Genomic DNA, 19,401 nt, shown 5'->3' with positions numbered 1-19,401 from the left:
GCGAGCGCCGCCCGCTGCGCTCAGTAGTACGCGCCGTAGCCGATCAGGTGGTTGGCCAATCCCACCCACAGCAGGAACAGGCACGCCAGCGCCAGCAACACCGCCCACAGCTTGGCCAGCCAGCGGCGCCGGCGGCGCACCGCCTGCCACGCACTCCAGAGGGACAGCGCCGCGCCGACCGGGAGCGCCACCAATGCGAACAGCCGCAGCGCGTTGATCATTGCGTCGGAGCCGGACCCGGTCATTTCCAGATCGCTGAGCATCGCCACCACGAAGCCGAGCGCGCCGCCGATCGACACGAGCACGGCCAAGGCCGTCAGCCGCGCCACGCGCTGGGCGCGCGCGTCGGCTGCCGACAGCCCGTAGGCGACGCCATAGTGGCGGCGCACCAGCGCCGAGATCGGCCACGCCAGCACGGTCAGCAGCAGCACCGCCAGGCTCGCGGCCAGCAATGGCAGCGTGAGCGAACGCCACAGCGACAGGCGCTCGAACACCATGATCGGCGCGTACGGCTCCATGGTGAAACGCACCACCTTGCCGTCGACCACATCGGCGGCCAGACGGTCGCTGCCGGCGACGTCCTGCCACAGGTACGGCGCGATCTCGCGCCACTTCTTCGGTGCGCCGCTGGCGTCGGTCGCCATCGGCACGCTGATCGTGCCGTCTTCGTTGGCGATCACCTTGACCTGGCCCAGCAGGTTCGCCAGCGACAGCAGGTTGCTTTGCGGGCGGCGGCTGCTGTCGTAGTGGCCGACCATCTGCTGCGCGTGCAACTTGGCCTGTTCCGGCGCGACGCCGGCCGCTGCGCGCGTCGCCGGTCCCGGCAAATAGCGATCGGCGAATCCGCGCACCAGCGCGCCGCGGATGTGCCCGGTCGCGCCATCGCGGCCGCTGCTGTTCATCGAGACGAAGATGCCGATGCCGTCGTCCAGGAACAGCTGCAGATCGCTGTGGAACCACATGGTGTCGCCGCCATGCGCGATCGCGCGGTGGCCGTTGACCGTGGATTCGTAGAAGCCGAGCATCATCCGGCTCAACGGCCCCACCGACGCCTGCGCGGTGGAATGCATCTTGCGCGCAGTGTCCGCGCCCAGGATGCGCGCATCGCCGTAGGCGCCGTCCTGCAGGTGCGCGATCATGAAACGGCCCATGTCCGTGCCGGTGGCCGCCAGGCTGCCCGCCGGCGCCAGACTGATGAATTCGTAGTCCTTGGGTTTGCCGTCGGAGGCCTTGTCGTAGCCCTTGGACATGTTGGCCAGCAAGGCCGGCGGCAGCGGTTGCGCGAAGCTCGAATGGGCCATGCCCAAGGGCTGGAAGATGTGGCGCGCGATGTAGGCGTCGAACGGCTCGCCCGACACGCGCTGCACGATATAGCCCGCCAACGCCGTCGCGTAGTTGGAATACGCCGGCGTGGCGCCTGGCACATGGATGCGCTCGGGGACCCAGCGCTTCAGCGCCGCTTCCAACGACACGATCTGGTCCGCATCGGAGCTGATCAACCCGCGGATCTGCTCTTCCAGGCCGGTGGTGTGGGTCATGATCTGGCGCAGCGTCATCGGCTTGCCGTCGCGCGGCGGAATCTTGAAGTCGATGTAGCGATTGACGTCGGCGTCCAGATCCAGCTTGCCTTGCTCGACCAGTTGCATCACCGCCGTCCAGGTGAACAGCTTGGACACCGAGCCGGGCCGGAACAGGGTGCCTGCCGGATCGACCGGGGTGCGCTTGTCGAGATCCGAATAGCCATAGCCCTTCTGCAGCAGCACCTGGCCGTCCTTGACCACCACCACCACCGCGCCGGCGATGTCGCCGCTCTCCAGCGCGTAGGGCAGGTAGCCGTCCAGCCAGGCCTCCGCGTCGGCGCGGGTCAGCGCGGGGGTGCCGGCAGGGCTGCCGGTGTCGGGCAGCGGCGAAGCGGCGGCGGTGGCCGGCGCGGTCGCTGGCGGCACGCTGGGCGGAACCGAAGGCGCCTGCCGCGCCCCCGCTGGCGCAACCGATGCCATGAACAACAGACAGCCGCACAACGCGAACGGGATGAGGCGCATCGCTTCTCTCCGGAGCTGGTGATGGGCAATCCCGCGGCCTGCGACGACCGGGCAGATGCGGGCTGTCTTTGTCCTGATTTGGTAATAATGATCCCAATCAGAGAATTGTCAACCACGAGCAAAACGCCGGCGACATCCACTGCGGCCCTTGGCCTTCGCCCTTTCCAACCTCATCCACTAAGGCGATGATGATCCTGCCCAGGACGCTTCCGTGGGTCCGGGCATTCCCCCAGGAGAGCAGGTAAGGATGAATTCGCACCACCCCACCATCGGCGGACTGCTGCGCTCGCTGCGGGCGCGCAAGGGCTGGACCCTGAAGCAGATGAGCCAGCATTCGGGCATTCCGCTCTCCACGCTGTCCAAGGTCGAGCACGACCGCCTGACCCTGACCTACGACAAGCTGCTGCAGCTGAGCCAACGCCTGCAGTTGCGCATGTCCGAACTGTTCGCCGAACAGGACGACACGCCCGAGCCGGCGGTGACCGCGCGCCGCAGCATCGGCCGGATCGAGGACGCGATCCGGGTCAACACGCCCAACTACGACTACTACTACCTGTGCCCCGAACTGCGCCGCAAGCGCATGATCCCGGTGCTGACCAAGGTGCGCGCCAAGAGCATCGAGGAGTTCGGCGAACTGGTCCACCACTCGGGCGAGGAATACATCCACGTGCTCGAGGGGCGCGTGGAAGTGCATACCGAGTTCTACGACCCGATCGTCCTGGACGCAGGCCAATCGGTCTACATCGACTCCAACATGGGCCACGCCTACCTCGCCGCCAAGGGCTGCAAGGAAGCCCTGCTGCTGGGGGTCTGCTCCAGTTCCGACGAGCAGTTGCTGGAATCGCTGATGACGCTGCATGGCGACGAAACCGCCGCCCAGAAGACGCGGCAGAAGCCAGTAGCCGTCGCGACGAAAGCCGCTGCGGCCAAGCCGAAGGTGGCCCGCCGCAGTCCGGCCGCGGCCAGGAAGAAAACCTGACGCAGGCAGCGTCAGGCGTGCGCTGCGCGGACGTCGGTCGTATCGGATGCCGCCGATGCTGGAGATCCAGCACCGGCACCATGGCGCGGGCTCATTGCGCGATCAGGAAGACCGCGTAGACGTTTTCGGAGAGGGTGAGGCTGCCGGCTTCCAAGGATTCGGCGGGGGGCGCCGGCATCGGAAGCGGCGTAGACCTGTAGTTATCGCTGAATAGATCCTTGCGACGCGACTCCGATGGCCAATGACCAGCCTGGATGCCATACGCAAAGTCAGGCGCCACCTCCGAGATGGTGTACAGCCCGCCCAGGCGCACGCCATAGGCCTTTGCCAGTGCCTGCGCCGACGTACGAGTCTGTTCGGCTGCCTGACGCTTGAGCTCTGCACGCAACGCAGCCTCGCCGCTGTAGCGCGGTGCGATGCCGGACACCTGCAGTTCCTCACTGGTACTTAGCTTGCCAAGCAGGCTGCGCACATCGTCCAGCGCGCCGAAGTCGGCGGACAAGGTGCGCTGCACGCGGGTACCCTTGAAGACTTGCTCGTCGTCTTCGTAACGCTGCTCTGGCTCGATCGACAGCGTCGTCGCCTGCACGCTGTCGGCCAGCGCGTGCTGCTGCTTGAATGCGGCCAGCACGCTCGCCGCGTTGGCCTGCACGCGCTTGCGCGCCGCACCCGGATCGGCGTCCACTGCGCTCAGCGTGATCTTGACCCCGAAGCGATCCGGCACCACCTCGCGCTGCGCCTCGCCCTTGACCAGCAGGTGCGGCTGCGACGGCAGGCTGTTGACCTGCGCGCTGGCGAACGCCGGCAGCGCCAGCAGCGCGGCCATGAGCCAGGCACCGAACATGTTCGTCTTCATCCTTCCTCTCCTTGGTGAATGTCAGCCGGCCGCGCGCTGCGCGCCGGGTTGCGCGAGCGCGTCGAAATCCTCAATCAATGTATCCACCGCATCGGCCTGCGTGGCCCACGAGGTCACGAAGCGGATCACCCAGCGGCCGTCGGCCAGCAACTGCCAGCGTTCGAAGTCGTAGCGCTGTGCCAACGCCTCGACGGCAGCGGCCGGCAACGCCACGAACAGTTGGTTAGTCGGCGAGTCCGACGCGAACTGCGCGCCGGCCGCGGCCAGGCCCTGGCGCAGGCGCGCGGCCATGCGGTTGGCATGCGCGGCCAGTTCGTAGAACAGGCCGTCCTCGAACAGTGCGGCGAACTGCGCGCCCAGCACCATGCCCTTGGCCAGCAGCGCGCCGCGCTGCTTGAGCAGGTAGCGGAAATCGGCTTGCAGCGCCGGGTTCACGATCACCAGCGCTTCGCCGAGCAGCGCGCCGTTCTTGGTGCCGCCGATGTAGAACGCGTCGCTCAGCGCGGCGATGTCGGCCAGACTCAGGTCGTTGCCTTCGGCGGTCAGCGCGCTGCCAATGCGCGCGCCGTCCAGGAACAGCCACAGCCCGTGCGCGTCGCAGAAGTCGCGCAAGGCCTGCAATTCGCGCTTGCGATAGAGGGTGCCGACTTCGGTGGTGTTGGATATATAGACCAGCCGCGGCTGCACCATGTGCTCGTTGCCGTGCTCGGCCAGCAGCGGCGCGATCCGCTCGGGACTGAGCCGGCCATCGGCCGCGTCCACGGTCAGCACCTTGTGCCCGGTGGCCTCGATCGCGCCGGTCTCGTGGGTGGCGATGTGCCCGCAGGCGGCGGCGATCACCGCCTGGTGCGGGCGCAGGAACGCGCCGATCGCGACCAGATTGGTCTGCGTACCGCCGACCAGCAGGTGCACGTCGGCATGGTCGCAGGCGCATTCGCGGCGGATCAACTGTGCGGCGCGCTCGCTGTGCCGGTCCAGGCCGTAGCCGCCGTTCTGCTCGGCGCTGGCCGCGGCCAGCGCGGCGAGCAGGCGCGGATGCGCGCCTTCGCTGTAGTCGTTGCGGAAGCCGATCCGCGCGGTCGGTGCGGACACGCTCACAGCCCCTTCGCCGCCTCGGCCACCGCGCGGAACAGCGCGCGGCCCTTGTTCATGGTCTCGTCCCATTCGGTCTGCGGATCGGAGTCGTAGACGATGCCGGCGCCGGCCTGCACGTGCAGGCGGCCGTGCTTGATCACCGCGGTGCGGATGGCGATGGCGGTATCGGCGTCGCCGTGCCAGCCGAGGTAGCCGATGCTGCCGGCGTAGACGTTGCGCTTGATCGGCTCCAGCTCGCGGATTACTTCCAGCGCGCGGATCTTCGGCGCGCCGCTGACGGTGCCGGCCGGGAACGTGGCACGCAGCACGTCGGCGTAGCTGAGTCCGGGCAGCAGCGTGCCGGTGACCTCGCTGACGATGTGCATGACGTGGCTGTAGCGCTCGATCACGAAGCGCTCGCCGACTTCGACGGTGCCGGCCTGCGACACGCGGCCTGCATCGTTGCGGCCCAGGTCGATCAGCATCAGGTGCTCGGCGCGCTCCTTCGGATCGGCCAGCAGTTCCGCTTCCAGCGCCAGGTCCTCTTCCGCGGTCTTGCCGCGCGGGCGGGTGCCGGCGATCGGGCGCACGGTGATCTGGCCCGCTTCCAGCCGCACCAGGATCTCCGGCGAGGAACCGACCACCTGGGTGTCGCCGACGTCGAGGAAATACATGTACGGCGATGGATTCAGCGCGCGCAGCGCGCGGTACACGTCCACCGGGCGCGCGCTGAACGGCACGCTCAGGCGCTGGCTCAGCACCACCTGGAAGATGTCGCCGGCGCGGATGTATTCCTTGGACTTCTCCACCGCGGCGATGAACCCCTCGCGGGTGAAGCCGGACACGAAGTCGCTTTCGTCGAGCACGTCGCGCGCCAGCGGCACCGGATAGCCGGCGCCTGGCTGGCGCAGCGTGGCGGTCAACGCATCCAGCCGTGCCTGCGCCTGTTCCCAGGCATCGACGTTGCGCGGATCGGCGTGCACGATCAGGTACAGGCGGCCCTTGAGGTTGTCGAACACGGCGACCTCCTCGGACAGCATCAGCAGGATGTCGGGGGTGTCCAGTTCGTTGCGCTTGTCGCCGCTGGCCAGGCGCGGCTCGATGTAGCCGATGCATTCGAAGCCGAACCAGCCCACCAGCCCGCCGGTGAAGCCGGGCACGCCGTCGAGCTTGGGCACCGAATGCGCCGAGCGCAGCGCCTCGACCTCGGCGAACGGATCGGCGACCTCGCGGCGCTCGACCAGCTCGCCGTGATCGCGCACTTCCAGCGTCTGCCCGCTGAAGGTGTACACGCGGCGCACCGGCAGGCCGATGATCGAGTAGCGGCCGAAGCGTTCGCCGCCTTCCACCGATTCGAACAGATAGGTATGCGGTGCGGCGGCGAGCTTGAGATAGACCGACAGCGGCGTGTCTAGGTCGGACAGCACTTCGCGGACGACGGGGATGCGGGTGTGACCTTCAGCGGCGTAGCGCTGGAACTGCTCGCGGGTGATCAAGACGGCTTTCCTTCCGGGACTCGGTGGCGGGGCGGACGACGGCTGCAGGCCACCATCGCCACGCACGGCGAGCGGAAGTGAGGGAACGCGGAGTCGTCAGCCTGGACACGGCGGTACTTTACCGCAACTGCGAGGGCTGGCAACGGTTGCAGAAGGGACCATCGGCGTTGCGGTGGTGCTGCGGCATCGGAGCCGAATCGTGCGGGGAAAGGCGTCGGGGTTGAAACCCCTCCCGCAAGGCAATGGATCGCCAAGCGCGTGGACTCGGCGCAATCGTCGGTTGGCACAACGGTGCATCGCGAGCCGGTCGACCAGCTCGGAGCAAAGCAGCAGACTTGCTGGACTGATGCAGTCGGGACTGAAGTCCCTCCCACAATGCACCCGGGATGCTCACCGCGAGCCTTTTGTGGGGTCGCTATCGCGACGGGTGAAGTGGTGGCGTTGATGGCATGCAGTCGGGACTGAAGTCCCTCCCACAATGCACTCGGGATGCTCACCGCGAGCCTTTGCAGGGTCGCTATCGCGACGGGTGAAGCGGTGGCGTCGATGGCATGCAGTCGGGACTGAAGTTCCTCCCACAATGCACTCGGGATGCTCACCGCGAGCTTTTTGCAGGGCCGCAATCGCGACGAATGAAGTGGTCGCACGGACGGCTTCGGGGCAATCGGGATTGGAGCTCTGTCACCAAGGGCCTGTACGCCAACGGCCTACCTCATGTGGCCCACCCATGTGGGAGCGACTTCAGTCGCGACGCGACATACCCTCCAGGCAAGCGACCGGCGCGGCCGCTACCCCGCGCGACCGCGCAGCAATGCCGACTCCAGCGGCAGGTGCATGCGCAAGCGACCGGCGACGCAATCGATGCGGAAGTGCCGCGAGGTTTCCGGCTCGCCGTCCAGGTTCAGGGTCAACGGCATCGCCGCGTCGATGCGCAGCCACGGCAGCCGCGCGCGCACCGCGACGCGCTCCAGCGCCGCCTGCTTGCCAGAGGTGACCAGCGTGCCCAGCGTCGCGGCGACTTCGCCGGTCATCTCCGGGACGATGGTCAGGTCGAGCAGGCCGTCGTCGATCAGCGCGTCCGGGCACAGCGCCTGGCCGCCGCCGGCCTGGCGCCCGTTGCCCAGGCCCAGCGCGATGAATTCGCCCTCCCAGGCGAACTCCGGGCCCTCGAACCGCGCCTGGATCGGCTCGATCTGGCCCAGCTTGCCCATCCCGGTGATCAGGTAGGCCAGGCCGCCGAGCATCTTCTTCAGGCCCTCGTCGGTCTCCACCGTGACCTGGGTGCCGAAGCCGCCGCTGGCGACGTTGGCGCACCAGTGCGGCCCGTGCTCGGCCTCGATGCGCAGCAGGTCGATGGCCACCGCCGGCGCCTGCGCGATCAAGTGCAGCGCTTCCAGCGGCGTGTCGGGAATGCCGGCGGCGCTGGCGAAGTCGTTGGCCGTGCCCAGCGGCACCAGGCCCAGCGCCGGCAACGCCGCGGCGCCGGCATCGTGGTGGGCCAGCGCGCTGGCCACTTCGCTCAGCGTGCCGTCGCCGCCGGCGGCGACGATGCAGTCCACGCCGTCGGTCACGGCCTCGGCCACGTAGCGTTCGGCGTCGCCCTCTTCCCAGGTGACCCGCACCTGCAGCTGGATGCCGCGCGCACGCAGATCGGCGACCGCCTCGCGCAGCGCTTCGTCGCCCGCGGACTTGCCGTTGAGGATCAGACGCCAGTGCGGTGTTGCCATACGGAGCTTCCCGGGATCAGGCCCGCAGCCTAGCCGGCAGCGGATGCGGGCATCGTGAATACGCCGTGCAGCGGCGGCACATGGGCCATGGGCGACGCGCTACGGCACCAGCGACGACGGCCACGGGTCGCCGGTGAAACCAGACGCTGTCTGCCGCCGTGTCATACGCCCGTCACCGATCGCCCGGACCATGGGAGGCCATAGCAAGGACGACGGATGGAGGCAGGATCAGCCTCCGATTTCTCCCAGGGGCCGCACTGGCGACAGTGCGGTTCTTTTCTTTTGCGCCGGTGGCGCCGCTCAGCCGGCTGCGAACCGGGCCAGCGCCTCGCCCTGCAGGCGGTACACGGTCCATTCGTCCTGCGCCCGCGCGCCGACGGCTTCGTAGAAATCGATCGCCGGCCGGTTCCAGTCCAGCACCGACTACTCGAAGCGGCCGCAGCCCTCGGCCACGGCCTGCCTGGCCAGGTGCCGCAGCAAGGCCTTGCCGGCGCCGCCGCCGCGGTGTTCCGGGGCCACGTACAGGTCTTCCAGGTACAGGCCGTTGCGGCCGAGCCAGGTCGAATAGTTGTAGAAGTACACCGCGTAGCCGATCGGCTGCGCGTCGGCTTCGCAGATCAGCGCATGCGCGGTGGCGCCGGGGCCGAACAGGCTGGCGCGCAGGCCGGCCTCGTCCGTCTGCACCGCATCCTCGGCGCGCTCGTAGCGGGCCAGCTCGCGGATCAGGCGCAGGATCAGCGCCGCGTCGTCGGCCGTGGCCGGGCGGATGCGCAACGCGGCCATGTCAGCGCGCCGCCACCGCTGCACGCATCTGCGCGATCACCGCGGCATAGTCCGGCGCATTGAAGATGGCCGAACCGGCGACGAAGGTGTCGGCGCCGGCCGCGGCGATCGCGGCGATGTTGTCCGGCTTGACCCCGCCGTCGATCTCCAGCCGGATCGGCTTGCCGCTGGCGTCGATCCGGCCGCGGATTGCGCGCAGCTTGTCCAGCGCCGAGGGGATGAAGGCCTGGCCGCCGAAGCCCGGATTGACCGACATCACCAGCACCAGGTCCAGGTCGTCGAGCACCCAGTCGAGGATGTCCACCGGGGTGGCCGGATTGAGCACCAGCCCGGCCTTGCAGCCATGCGACTTGATCAGCTGGATCGTGCGGTGCACGTGGCGGCTGGCTTCGGGGTGGAAGCTGATGAGGCTGGCCCCGGCCTCGGCGAAATCCGGGATCAGCCGGTCCACCGGCTCGACCATCAGGTGCACGTCGATCGGCGCGGTGACGCCGTGCTTGCGCAGCGCCTGGCACACCATCGGGCCGATGGTCAGGTTCGGCACGTAGTGGTTGTCCATCACGTCGAAATGGATCCAGTCGGCGCCGGCCTTGAGGACGTTGTCCACTTCCTCGCCGAGGCGGGCGAAATCGGCGGAGAGGATGGACGGGGAGATGATGCAGTCGGACATGGCGAAGGTCTCAGCGCTTGCGCAGGGTGCGGATACGGTCGTAGGCGGTGTTGAGCTGGCTGGCCTTCTTCTCGGCCCGCGCGCGCAGCTCCGGGCTGGCGCCGGCGACCTTGTCGGGGTGGTACTGGGAGATCAGCCGGCGGTAGGCCAGCTCGATCTCGGCATCGGTGGCGTCGCGGGTCACGCCCAGCTCGCGGTACGGGTCGTCGCGCTGGCCGAGCTTGAACCAGTCGGCGTCGAAGGCGTGCCCGACCAGCAGCCCGAGCGCCGCGCCGAACACCGGATTGGGCCGGAACAGCAGTGCCCCGACGATCGCGCCGAGCAGTTTTCCGTACCAGTGCATGGGCGAGGGCGGGCTCGGCGGACAAGGCCTCGTATTTTACGGCACAGCGGGCCTTTCCGGCCGTACACTACGCGGCCCGCTGTCGAGCCGCGGGCCCGCCGGGTCCCGGGACAGCCGCCATTGCGAAGTCCGTAGGAGCGCCTGTGTCCACCACGCTGTTGCAATCCGATCTGCCCGGCCTGCCGTTGCGTCACCGGGGCAAGGTCCGCGACGTATTCGATATTCCCCGCGAGCGCCTGCCGGCCGACGCCCCGCCCGGGGACTACCTGCTGATGGTCGCCACCGACCGCCTGTCCGCCTTCGACGTGGTGCTGCCCGACCCCATTCCCGGCAAGGGCGAGATGCTGTGCCAGGTCTCCAACTTCTGGTTCAAGAAGACCGAGCACCTGATGCCCAACCACCTCACCGGCATCGACGTGGCCGCGGTGCTGCCGGCCGGCGTGGACGCGGCGCTGTACGCCCGGCGCGCGGTGGTGACCAAGAAGCTCAAGCCGGTGCCGGTGGAGGCGATCGCGCGCGGCTACCTGATCGGCAGCGGCTGGAAGGATTACCAGCGCACCGGCAAGGTCAGCGGCATCGAACTGCCCGACGGCCTGCGCCAGGCCGAGAAACTGGCCGAACCGATCTTCACCCCCTCGACCAAGGCCGCGGTCGGCGACCACGACGAGAACATCGACTTCGACGCGATGGTCAAGACCGTCGGCGCCGAGCTGGCCGAGCGCGTGCGCGACGCCACGTTGCGCATCTACCGCTTCGCCGCCGATTTCGCTGCCGAACGCGGCATCCTGCTGGCCGACACCAAGTTCGAATTCGGCACCGACGCCGACGGCCGCCTGTACATCATGGACGAGATGTTGACCCCGGATTCCTCGCGCTACTGGCCGGCCGACGAGTACGACGTGGGCACCAGCCCGCCGAGCTACGACAAGCAGTTCGTGCGCGACTACCTGGAGACGCTGGACTGGGGCAAGACCGCGCCCGGCCCCAGCCTGCCGCAGGACGTGATCGACCGCACCCGCGCCAAGTACGCCGAGGCGCTGCAGCGGCTGGCGGGCATCTCGATCGACTGAGGCTCCAACGGCGCGCCGCAAGGGCTGGGCCTGGGTTTGCGCAGGCCCTCCGGGTCCGTGCTCGCCAGCACCTCCCGTCTGGTGCTGGCCTTACCTGGCGCGGCGACGGACGCCTGAGCCACGAGCACACGCCGCCAATCCAGCCGCACCGCCACGTCGGCGGATCACTGGCTCTTTACCCCGCCTCCATAAGCTGCTCACCCCACTGGGGTCATGCCATCCAACCAGATCAGGAGGATCCGTTGGTCTTAGCACGCATGCTTTCGACCGCTCTCGCGCTTAGCCTGCTCCTTGCCGCGTGTAAGCCGCAGCAGGGCGAGTCCACGGCCGTCACCTCGCTGCCCTCCGCGACGGCCGCCGCCCCCGCCCAGGCCGCGCCCCGCTGCCCGGATGCCGATTTCGGCAGTTTCCTCCAGCGGTTCAGCGCCGACATCGCGGTGCAGGAAAAGGCCACGGCCAACCCGCTGACGATGATCAGTGTCGACCCGGGCGCCCAGCCCGAGCCGGCGCCGGTGAGCCGCGAGGTCCCGCTGGCCGAGGTCGAGTGGCCGGTGATCCCGACTCTGGATGAAGCGCGTCGCGGCGGCCGCGAGGTCGTCGTCTCCGAGAACGCCGACGGCCGCCAGGTGCTGGTCCGCAAGGCCGACACCAGCGATCAGCAGGTCTACCACTTCGCCCAGCGCCCGTGTTGGACCTTGGTGAAGGTGGACGATCAATCCCTGTGAACCGAAGGACACGCAGCACCCTCGATGGATCTCCATGAGGATAAGGAAAGACCTACGGGCCAAAGCTCCACTGCACCAGTCACGCGCAGAGCACCGCAGTTCGCTGCGAATCTTCTCCCTTGCTTCCGAGTTTCTGCTTCTTATGAGCAACTTGTCTGGCTACTTTCGCCACGCTCTCTTTCTGGCGCTGTCTCTGCCGGTCATTGGATTGGTTGGATGCAATCGCCCTACCAGCATGAATGCTGCCGCTGCCACGCACCCGGACACATCGAAGGAGCAGGCGTCGGTCGCTCCACCAGCGGCATTGCCTGCCGACGCCTCGCAAGGCGACGATCTCGCCAATTTCGCGAAAGCCCTGCACGTCCAGTGCGAGGACGCTTCCAAGGGACGCGGCTGCACAGCAGGCAATATGGAAGCCGGCGACTTCTACGACATCGAGCTGTCCCCGAACTGTAGTGCGGAGGGCTTCTTCGCAGGCGTTTCCGAACCCGATGCGCCCCTGCTGGATACCCTGCCGGTGACCGGCAGCAAAGCCCAGATCAATGCACACCTCTCCGATGGACAATTCGTGTGCGTGCAGGCGACGGCGCGTGCCGGCCAGCAATCGGCCTACTACTACGTGGTGGGCCTCCCCGTCGCCAGCATCCCCGCGTGCCGAGGCAAGCCGATCTGCAACCAGTATGGTGACCGCCCGATCACCTTCGTCGCGCAGCACAAAAGCGGCAAGGCATGCGCACTGATAGACGGCGCACGCCCTGAAGGCGACTGCGCCCAGGGCTGGGTAGAGCCTCAGCAGCTGGACGTTTTCTCCAATGGAATTTGACTGTAACGACTCTGGATTCACAACCAAATAGACCAGGACTTCGATCATGGCCGCTTCGAGGGCTGGCAAGTAGGCGATACCCAGACGATAAGAGCCCCACAGCGACTCAGGCGACGCCAGCGATCCCACAGCAAGCCGCATCACATGATCATCCAGGAAGCGCGGCAATCTATGGGGGATGGCCTTCTGGACCACCCGATGGCGTCGCCCCCGGAGCGAGGGACAACGCAAAATCCGCAACAGCCCTTGCGCAAGCGCAGTCGATGCTGGGCTTCGATGTGCTTGCCTTATAGACGGGCTTCAGCCCGACGCTTTTCCAGTCGCGGATATCCAGCGCTTCGTTCGTCGCGACTGAAGTCGCTCCCACCGGATTTCGGGCGGCTCCCGACCCGCACCGCCGTCTCCGCATCGCCACGCCGATGGCGCTATGCTGGCCCGGTTCCTGGGAGGGAAGATGGATACCACCGCCTACGCGCGCCCGATCGACCGCTACTTCGCCAGCTATTCCGACGATCACCGCAATGTCGCCAACCAGCGCATCCATGTGCTGGCGGTGCCGGCGATCCTGTGGTCGGTAGTGGCGCTGCTGTGGTGCATCCCGGTCGGCGGCAGCTGGTTCCAGAGCGGGCTGTGGGCGGCGCTGGGCATGTTCGCGGCGTGGATGTTCTACAACCGGCTGTCGCGGCCGCTGGGCTACGGCATGCTGGCGGCGTTCTTCTTCTGCGGCTGCCTGTGCCGGCTGCTGGAGGCGCACCTCGGCCTGCACGGCCTGCTGTGGCTGGCACTGGGCGTGTTCGTGGTGGCCTGGATCGCGCAGTTCGTCGGGCACAAGCTGGAAGGCCACAAGCCCAGCTTCCTCACCGACCTGGTGTATCTGCTGATCGGACCGGCGTGGGTGCTGGCCAAGGTCTATCGGCGCATGGGCTGGCGCTACTGAGCCAGGCGCCGCGTCTGCGTCTGCCTCAGCGCGGCAAACCTAGCATTCCCGCATCCGGCGCGAACGCGCGCGGCGCATAGCCGAAATCGCGCTGCGCCGGCGCCAGGTCGAACACCAGGTCCTCGCCCATGCGCTGCAGCGCGGCGCGGTTCATGCCGCGCAGGCGGCCGCCGGCATGGGCGATGCGCAGGGCCAGCGCGAACACCGCATGCGGCAGCGACAGCAGCCGCGCAGGCGGCTGCAATGCGGCCAGCACCCGCCGCACCATCTCGCGATAACTGAGCACCTCGCCGCCGCCCAGCGCATAGCTGCGGCCATGCGTGGCCGGATGCGCCAGCACCGCCAGCGCCGCCTCGGCCAGGTCCTGCACGTGCACCGGCTGGCGCAGGCCTTGCGCGCTGCGCGGCAGCACGAACCAGCCGCTGCGCTGTGCCAGGGCCGCGATCGCGCTCAGCGTGCGGTCGCGGCCGGCGCCGTAGACCAGGGTCGGGCGCAGCACGGTGGCGGCGGCGGCGCGCTCGGCGGCGACGGCGAACAGCGTGGCCTCGGCCTCGCGCAGACGCCGCGCGACGTCGCGCTCGGCGGCGTCCAGCGAATCGCGCTTGACCTCCAGACTGGTGGAACCGAACGCGACCACGCGCGACGCGGACAGCGGCGTTCGCCGGTACCAGTCGGCGAACGCATCCAGCGGGCCGCAGCTGAAGATCGCATCGACCTGCAGCGGCGGCGCCTGCAGCGCGCCCAGTTCGCCCAGGTGCCAATGCAGGCCGTCGCGCGGCGGCTGTGGCTTGCGCGAGAACGCATGCACCTGCCAGCCGGCGGCCAGCAAGCCCTGCACCACGCGCTCGCCGATCTGGCCGCTGCCGCCGAACAGCAGCGCCACGCGCGCGCCCGTATCGTGTGCAAGCGTGGAGGAAGCGGCAATGGCAGGCGCGTCGGTCATCGCACAAGCATAGCGAGCGCGCGCCGCCACGCCCAATGCCTGCGGCGCGGCGCTCGCAAACGCATCACCCCGCCTGCGCTATCGTGGCGCAATGACCTCGCATGCGCCGACCACCATCGCAGGCCAGCGCCGGGATGCGCCTGTTACACTCGGGCTCCTGCTCGCGAATCTCGCATTCCCTGCATGATCCCCGTCCTGGACATCCTGCTGGCCTTGCCGTTCCTGATGGCGGCGGCCATCGTCGCCCTGCGCCATCGTTCGCGCGCCACTCTGGCCTGGGTCGCCGCGGCCGCGCCGTTGGCCGGGCTGGTGCTGCTGGGCATGCTGACGCCGACCGTGCTGGACGGCGGCATCGTGCGCGCCGACCACGCCTGGCTGCCGCAGATCGGATTGACGTTCTCGCTGCGCCTGGACGGGCTGGCGTGGATGTTCGCGGGGCTGGTGCTGGCGATCGGTGCGCTGGTGGTGATGTACGCGCACTACTACCTCGGCGCGCGCGAGAACGTGGCGCGCTTCTACGGCTATCTGCTGCTGTTCATGGGCGCGATGCTGGGCATGGTGATCGCCGGCAACCTGTTGCTGCTGATGGTGTTCTGGGAGTTGACCAGCATCAGTTCGTTCCTGCTGATCGGCTTCTGGTCGCATCGCAAGGACGCGCGCGACGGCGCGCGCATGGCCCTGGTGATCACCGGCGGCGGCGGCCTGGCGTTGCTCGGCGGCATCCTGCTGCTCGGGCGCATCGTCGGCAGCTACCAGCTCGATGCGGTGCTCGCCGCCGGCGAGGCGATCCGCGCCAGTGCGCTGTATCCGTGGGCGCTGGGGCTGATCCTGCTCGGCATCTTCACCAAGAGCGCGCAGTTCCCGTTCCATTTCTGGCTGCCGCACGCAATGGCCGCGCCCACGCCGGTGTCGGCCTATCTGCATTCGGCGACCATGGTCAAGGCCGGCGTGTTCCTGCTGGCGCGGCTGCATCCGGCGCTGGCCGGCAGCGACCTGTTCTTCTACACGGTCAGCGGCGTCGGCGCGATCACGCTGCTGGCCGGCGCCTGGTTGGCGATCTTCCAGCACGACCTGAAAGGCCTGCTCGCGTATTCGACGATCTCGCACCTGGGCCTGATCACCATGCTGTTCGGGCTGTCCACGCCGATGGCGGTGGTGGCCGGCGTGTTCCACATCCTCAACCACGCGGTGTTCAAGGCCTCGCTGTTCATGGCCGCCGGCATCATCGACCACGAGACGCATACCCGCGACATGCGCCGGCTCGGCAACCTGCGCCGCTGGATGCCGTTCACCAGCGCGCTGGCGATCATCGCCTCGCTGTCGATGGCCGGCATCCCGCTGCTCAACGGCTTCCTGTCGAAGGAAATGTTCTTCGCGCAGGCGCTGGAGGCCGGCGGCCCGGCGGCGATGCGCGTGTTCACCGCCACCGCGGCGCTGCTGGCCGGCGTGTTCGGCGTCGCCTACAGCCTGCGCTTCGTCTACGAGACCTTCTTCGGCAGCGGGCCACGGCAGTTGGACGCGATGCCGCACGAGCCGCCGCGCTGGATGAGAATCCCGGTGGACATCCTGGTGCTGCTGTGCGTGGCGGTCGGCGTGGTACCGGCGCTGACCGTGGCGCCGGTGCTGCGCACCGCCGCGCACTCCATCCTCGGCGAGGCGCTGCCCGCCTACAGCCTGGCGGTGTGGCACGGCTGGAACGCGCCGCTGGCGATGAGTTTCGCCGGCGTGGTCGGCGGGGTGGCGTTGTACTTCGGCCTGCGCAAGCTGACCGCGCTGTACACCGAGGCGCGTCGCTCGCTGGGCAAGCGGGTCTTCCACTGGCATGTGGAAGCGCTGTTCGGCGTCGCCGCGCGCTTCACCCGGCTGCTGACCAACGGCAGCCTGCAGCGCAGCCTACGCTGGCTGCTGCTGAGCGCGGTGGTGGTCGCGGCGGCGCCGTTCGTCGCCGCGCCGCCGCTGTGGAACCAGTGGCCGGCCCCGCAGCCGATGCCGTTGCTGGGCTGGGGGCTGTGGCTGCTGATCGTCAGCTGCGCGCTGGCCACGCTGTTCCTGTACCGGCAGCGGCTGCTGGCGGTGCTGGTGATCGGCGGCAGCGGCCTGGGCGTGAGCCTGGTGTTCGTGTTCCTGTCGGCGCCGGACCTGGCGCTGACCCAGTTGCTGGTGGAGATGGTGACGCTGGTGCTGATGCTGCTGGCGATGAACTACCTGCCCAAGGCCTCTCCGGTCGAGCCGCAGCGCTGGCGCAAGCTGCGCGATGCGACGCTGGCGATCGCCGCCGGCACCGGCATGGCCTTGCTGGCGTATTCGGTGATGACCCGGCCGGCATCGACGATGGCCGGCGAGCTGCTGCAGCGCGCGCTGCCGGAAGCCTATGGGCGCAACGTGGTCAACGTGATCCTGGTCGACTTCCGCGGCTTCGACACCTTCGGCGAGATCACCGTGTTCGGCATCGCCGCGCTGGTGGTGCATGCGCTGCTGCGGCGCGCGCGGATGGCGCCGGAGAAGGTGATGCCCGGCCCGCCGATCAAGCTGCCGGTGCCGGCCGATCTGGCGCAGCTGATGTTCCCGCTGACCCTCACCGTGTCGATCTTCCTGTTCCTGCGCGGCCACAACGCGCCCGGCGGCGGCTTCGTCGCCGGACTGGTGCTGGCGGTGCCGCTGCTGATCCAGTACGTGATCCAGGGCGCCGCCTCGGTGGAGTCGCGCTTCGGCTTCGACTACATCCGCTGCATCGGCCTGGGCCTGCTGCTGGCCGCACTCAGCGGCATGGCCTCGATGCTGTTCGGCGTGCCGTTCCTGACCAGCGGCCACTACGACCTGCAGTTGCCGTTGATCGGCGACATCCCGCTGGCCAGCGCGCTGGGCTTCGATACCGGCGTGTACCTGGTGGTGTTCGGCGGCACCATGCTGACCCTGTCGATGATGGGCACGGTCAAGCCTTCGCGCACCCGCGCGTCGCAGCGCGGCCAGATCGATCCGGCGCAGCGCTCGGCACGCACCGGGGAGATGCGCTGATGGAACTGGCACTGGCGAGCGCCATCGGCGTGCTGACCGCGGTCGGCGTGTACCTGCTGCTGCGCGCGCGCAGCTTCGACGTGATCCTGGGCATGACCGTGCTGTCCTACGCCACCAACCTGCTGATCTTCGCCGGCGGGCGGCTGGTACAGGGCAAGGCGCCGGTGCTGCGCGACGGTATCGCGCCGACCCTGGCCGAGCACGCCGATCCGCTGCCGCAGGCGCTGGTGCTGACCGCGATCGTGATCGCCTTCGCGATGACCGCGGTCAGCATCGTGCTGGCGATGCGCAGCCGCGGCGACAACCGCAGCGACCATGTCGATGCGCGCGTCGATCACGATGGCGGCAGCGCGCTATGAACCATCTGGTGATCCTGCCGATCCTGATCCCGCTGCTCGGCGCCGCCCTGTCGCTGTTCGTCGAGCACCGCCGCTACGGGCGCCACGCGCGCCGCGCGGTGGCATGGACGTCGATGGCGGCGCTGGCCGCGGCGGTGATCGCGCTGTTCGTGCGCGCCGGCGACGGCCAGGTGCAGGTGTACCTGCTCGGCGACTGGCCTTCGCGGCTGGGCATCGCGCTGATGGCCGACCGCCTGTCGGCGTGGATGCTGTTGACCACCACCCTGCTCGCCGCGGCCTGCCTGCTGCACGCCTGCGCCGGCTGGGACCGGCGCGCGCCGCACTTCCACGCGCTGTTCCAGTTCCAGCTGGTCGGCCTCAACGGCGCGTTCCTGACCGGCGACGTGTTCAACCTGTTCGTGTTCTTCGAGGTGATGCTGATCGCCTCCTACGGCCTGCTGCTCAGCGGCGGGCGCGGCCTGCGCCTGCGCGTGGGCTTCCACTACGTGGTGTTCAACGTCACCTCCTCCACCCTGTTCCTGATCGCGCTGGGCCTGCTGTACGCGTTGCTCGGCTCGCTGAACATGGCCGAGCTGTCGCAGCGCATCGCGCAGGCGCCGCCGGAGAACCTGCGCCTGATCAAGGCTACCTTCGGCCTGTTGCTGCTGGTGTTCTGCGCCAAGGCCGCGCTGCTGCCGCTGTACCTGTGGCTGCCGGAAACCTATGCGCGGGCGCCGGCGCCGGTGGCGGCGCTGTTCGTGATCATGACCAAGGTCGGGCTGTACGCGGTGCTGCGGGTCAGCACGCTGATCCTGGGCAACCAGGCGCAGGCGCTGGCCGGCTATGGCCGCGACTGGCTGCTGTGGCTGGGCATCGGCACGCTGCTGCTGGCCGCGCTCGGGGTGCTGGCCGCGGTGCGCCTGCGGGTGCTGGTCGGCTATCTGGTGATCGTGTCGGCGGCGACGCTGTTCATCGCCTTCGCGCTGGACGCGCCGGGCACGCTCGGCGCCGGCCTGTACTACCTGGCGCACAGCAGCTTCGTCGCCGCGGCGCTGTTCCTGATCGCCGACCTGATCCGGCGCCGCCGCGGCGACGCCAGCGACCGCAAGGAAGTGATCGCGCCGCTGCCGGGCAAGACCGTGCCCGGCGTGCTGTTCCTGATCGCGGCGGTGTCGATCGCCGGCCTGCCGCCGCTGTCCGGGTTCCTGGCCAAGGTCGCGATCCTGGGCGCCACGCCCGCGGCCAGCGTCGGCCCGGTGTGGGCGGCGGTGCTGCTCAGCAGCCTGATGGTGATCATGGGCCTGACCCGCGCCGGCGTGCGCCTGTTCTGGCGCGTGCCGGGCGACCAGCGCCTCGACGACGACAGCCTCGAACAGCGGCCGCAGCGGCAACCGCGCAAGGCGCGCGCGCGGCCGCTGGAAACCGCGGCGACGCTGCTGCTGCTCGGCTACGGCGTGGCGATGACCATCGCCGCCGGGCCGATGCTGCGCTATACCGAGGCCGCCGCGGCGCAGCTGCTGCGCCCGGCCGACTACGCCACCCAGCTGCGCGCCGTCGCGCCGGCGTTGCGGGAGCCCTGA

16 protein-coding genes and 1 pseudogene are annotated in these 19,401 nt (G+C 68.9%); 8 read left to right on the top strand and 9 right to left on the bottom strand.

Features of this window, described 5'->3' with window-relative positions:
• Positions 1–20 precede the first annotated feature (20 nt).
• Positions 21–1,946, bottom strand: coding sequence for a serine hydrolase domain-containing protein (locus J2Y70_RS13630; protein WP_309918461.1), 1,926 nt, complete (start codon positions 1,944–1,946; stop codon positions 21–23).
• Between the two features lie 343 nt (positions 1,947–2,289).
• Between J2Y70_RS13630 and J2Y70_RS13625 the strand changes: the two genes are divergently transcribed.
• Positions 2,290–3,021, top strand: a complete 732-nt coding sequence (locus J2Y70_RS13625) for a helix-turn-helix domain-containing protein (RefSeq protein ID WP_309918459.1) — start codon at positions 2,290–2,292, stop codon at positions 3,019–3,021.
• 91 nt (positions 3,022–3,112) lie between these two features.
• On the opposite strand, the gene J2Y70_RS13620 is transcribed toward J2Y70_RS13625, so the two are convergent.
• From J2Y70_RS13620 to J2Y70_RS13590, 7 genes and pseudogenes are all read right to left on the bottom strand, one after another.
• Complete coding sequence (locus tag J2Y70_RS13620; protein ID WP_309918456.1) at positions 3,113–3,877, bottom strand: SIMPL domain-containing protein; 765 nt, start codon at positions 3,875–3,877, stop codon at positions 3,113–3,115.
• 21 nt (positions 3,878–3,898) lie between these two features.
• Complete coding sequence (locus tag J2Y70_RS13615; protein ID WP_309918453.1) at positions 3,899–4,969, bottom strand: aminotransferase class I/II-fold pyridoxal phosphate-dependent enzyme; 1,071 nt, start codon at positions 4,967–4,969, stop codon at positions 3,899–3,901.
• Positions 4,970–4,971: 2 nt separating this feature from the next.
• Positions 4,972–6,447 (bottom strand): anthranilate synthase component I, encoded by a 1,476-nt coding sequence (gene trpE / locus J2Y70_RS13610; RefSeq protein ID WP_309918451.1) that lies wholly within the window; start codon positions 6,445–6,447, stop codon positions 4,972–4,974.
• 788 nt (positions 6,448–7,235) lie between these two features.
• Positions 7,236–8,174, bottom strand: coding sequence for a lipid kinase YegS (yegS, locus tag J2Y70_RS13605; RefSeq protein WP_309918448.1), 939 nt, complete (start codon positions 8,172–8,174; stop codon positions 7,236–7,238).
• A 300-nt stretch (positions 8,175–8,474) separates the two neighbouring features.
• Positions 8,475–8,957: pseudogene (locus J2Y70_RS13600) on the bottom strand (N-acetyltransferase family protein).
• A 1-nt stretch (position 8,958) separates the two neighbouring features.
• Positions 8,959–9,627, bottom strand: coding sequence for a ribulose-phosphate 3-epimerase (gene rpe / locus J2Y70_RS13595; protein WP_309918445.1), 669 nt, complete (start codon positions 9,625–9,627; stop codon positions 8,959–8,961).
• Between the two features lie 10 nt (positions 9,628–9,637).
• Positions 9,638–9,970, bottom strand: coding sequence for a DnaJ family molecular chaperone (locus J2Y70_RS13590; protein WP_263396881.1), 333 nt, complete (start codon positions 9,968–9,970; stop codon positions 9,638–9,640).
• Between the two features lie 143 nt (positions 9,971–10,113).
• On the opposite strand from J2Y70_RS13590, the gene J2Y70_RS13585 reads away from it, so the two are divergent.
• From J2Y70_RS13585 to J2Y70_RS13570, 4 genes are all read left to right on the top strand, one after another.
• Complete coding sequence (locus J2Y70_RS13585) at positions 10,114–11,040, top strand: phosphoribosylaminoimidazolesuccinocarboxamide synthase (RefSeq protein ID WP_309918439.1); 927 nt, start codon at positions 10,114–10,116, stop codon at positions 11,038–11,040.
• Positions 11,041–11,297: 257 nt separating this feature from the next.
• Positions 11,298–11,765 (top strand): hypothetical protein, encoded by a 468-nt coding sequence (locus J2Y70_RS13580; RefSeq protein WP_309918437.1) that lies wholly within the window; start codon positions 11,298–11,300, stop codon positions 11,763–11,765.
• Between the two features lie 142 nt (positions 11,766–11,907).
• Positions 11,908–12,588, top strand: a complete 681-nt coding sequence (locus tag J2Y70_RS13575; protein ID WP_309918434.1) for a hypothetical protein — start codon at positions 11,908–11,910, stop codon at positions 12,586–12,588.
• 454 nt (positions 12,589–13,042) lie between these two features.
• A complete protein-coding gene (locus J2Y70_RS13570) occupies positions 13,043–13,525 on the top strand; it encodes a DUF962 domain-containing protein (RefSeq protein WP_263396878.1) in 483 nt (160 codons plus the stop codon).
• Between the two features lie 25 nt (positions 13,526–13,550).
• On the opposite strand, the gene J2Y70_RS13565 is transcribed toward J2Y70_RS13570, so the two are convergent.
• Entirely contained in the window at positions 13,551–14,468 is a 918-nt protein-coding gene (locus J2Y70_RS13565) for an NAD-dependent epimerase/dehydratase family protein (protein ID WP_309918428.1), read from the bottom strand.
• 183 nt (positions 14,469–14,651) lie between these two features.
• Between J2Y70_RS13565 and J2Y70_RS13560 the strand changes: the two genes are divergently transcribed.
• The 3 genes from J2Y70_RS13560 to J2Y70_RS13550 are packed head-to-tail and all read left to right on the top strand — an operon-like array spanning position 14,652 to position 19,401.
• Complete coding sequence (locus tag J2Y70_RS13560; protein WP_309918426.1) at positions 14,652–17,483, top strand: monovalent cation/H+ antiporter subunit A; 2,832 nt, start codon at positions 14,652–14,654, stop codon at positions 17,481–17,483.
• Positions 17,483–17,842 carry a Na+/H+ antiporter subunit C gene (locus tag J2Y70_RS13555; protein WP_263396875.1) on the top strand — a complete coding sequence of 120 codons (360 nt, stop codon included), beginning with the start codon at positions 17,483–17,485 and terminating at the stop codon, positions 17,840–17,842. Before J2Y70_RS13560 ends, J2Y70_RS13555 begins: the two co-directional genes overlap by 1 nt.
• Positions 17,839–19,401: a monovalent cation/H+ antiporter subunit D gene (locus tag J2Y70_RS13550; protein ID WP_309918423.1), complete on the top strand. Its 1,563-nt coding sequence runs from the start codon at positions 17,839–17,841 to the stop codon at positions 19,399–19,401. Before J2Y70_RS13555 ends, J2Y70_RS13550 begins: the two co-directional genes overlap by 4 nt.

The sequence above is a fragment of the Xanthomonas sp. 1678 genome, assembly GCF_031455575.1.
Classification (GTDB): domain Bacteria; phylum Pseudomonadota; class Gammaproteobacteria; order Xanthomonadales; family Xanthomonadaceae; genus Xanthomonas_A.
Note: the sequence above shows the minus strand (reverse complement) of the source record. Positions and strands in the feature narration are given on the sequence as shown.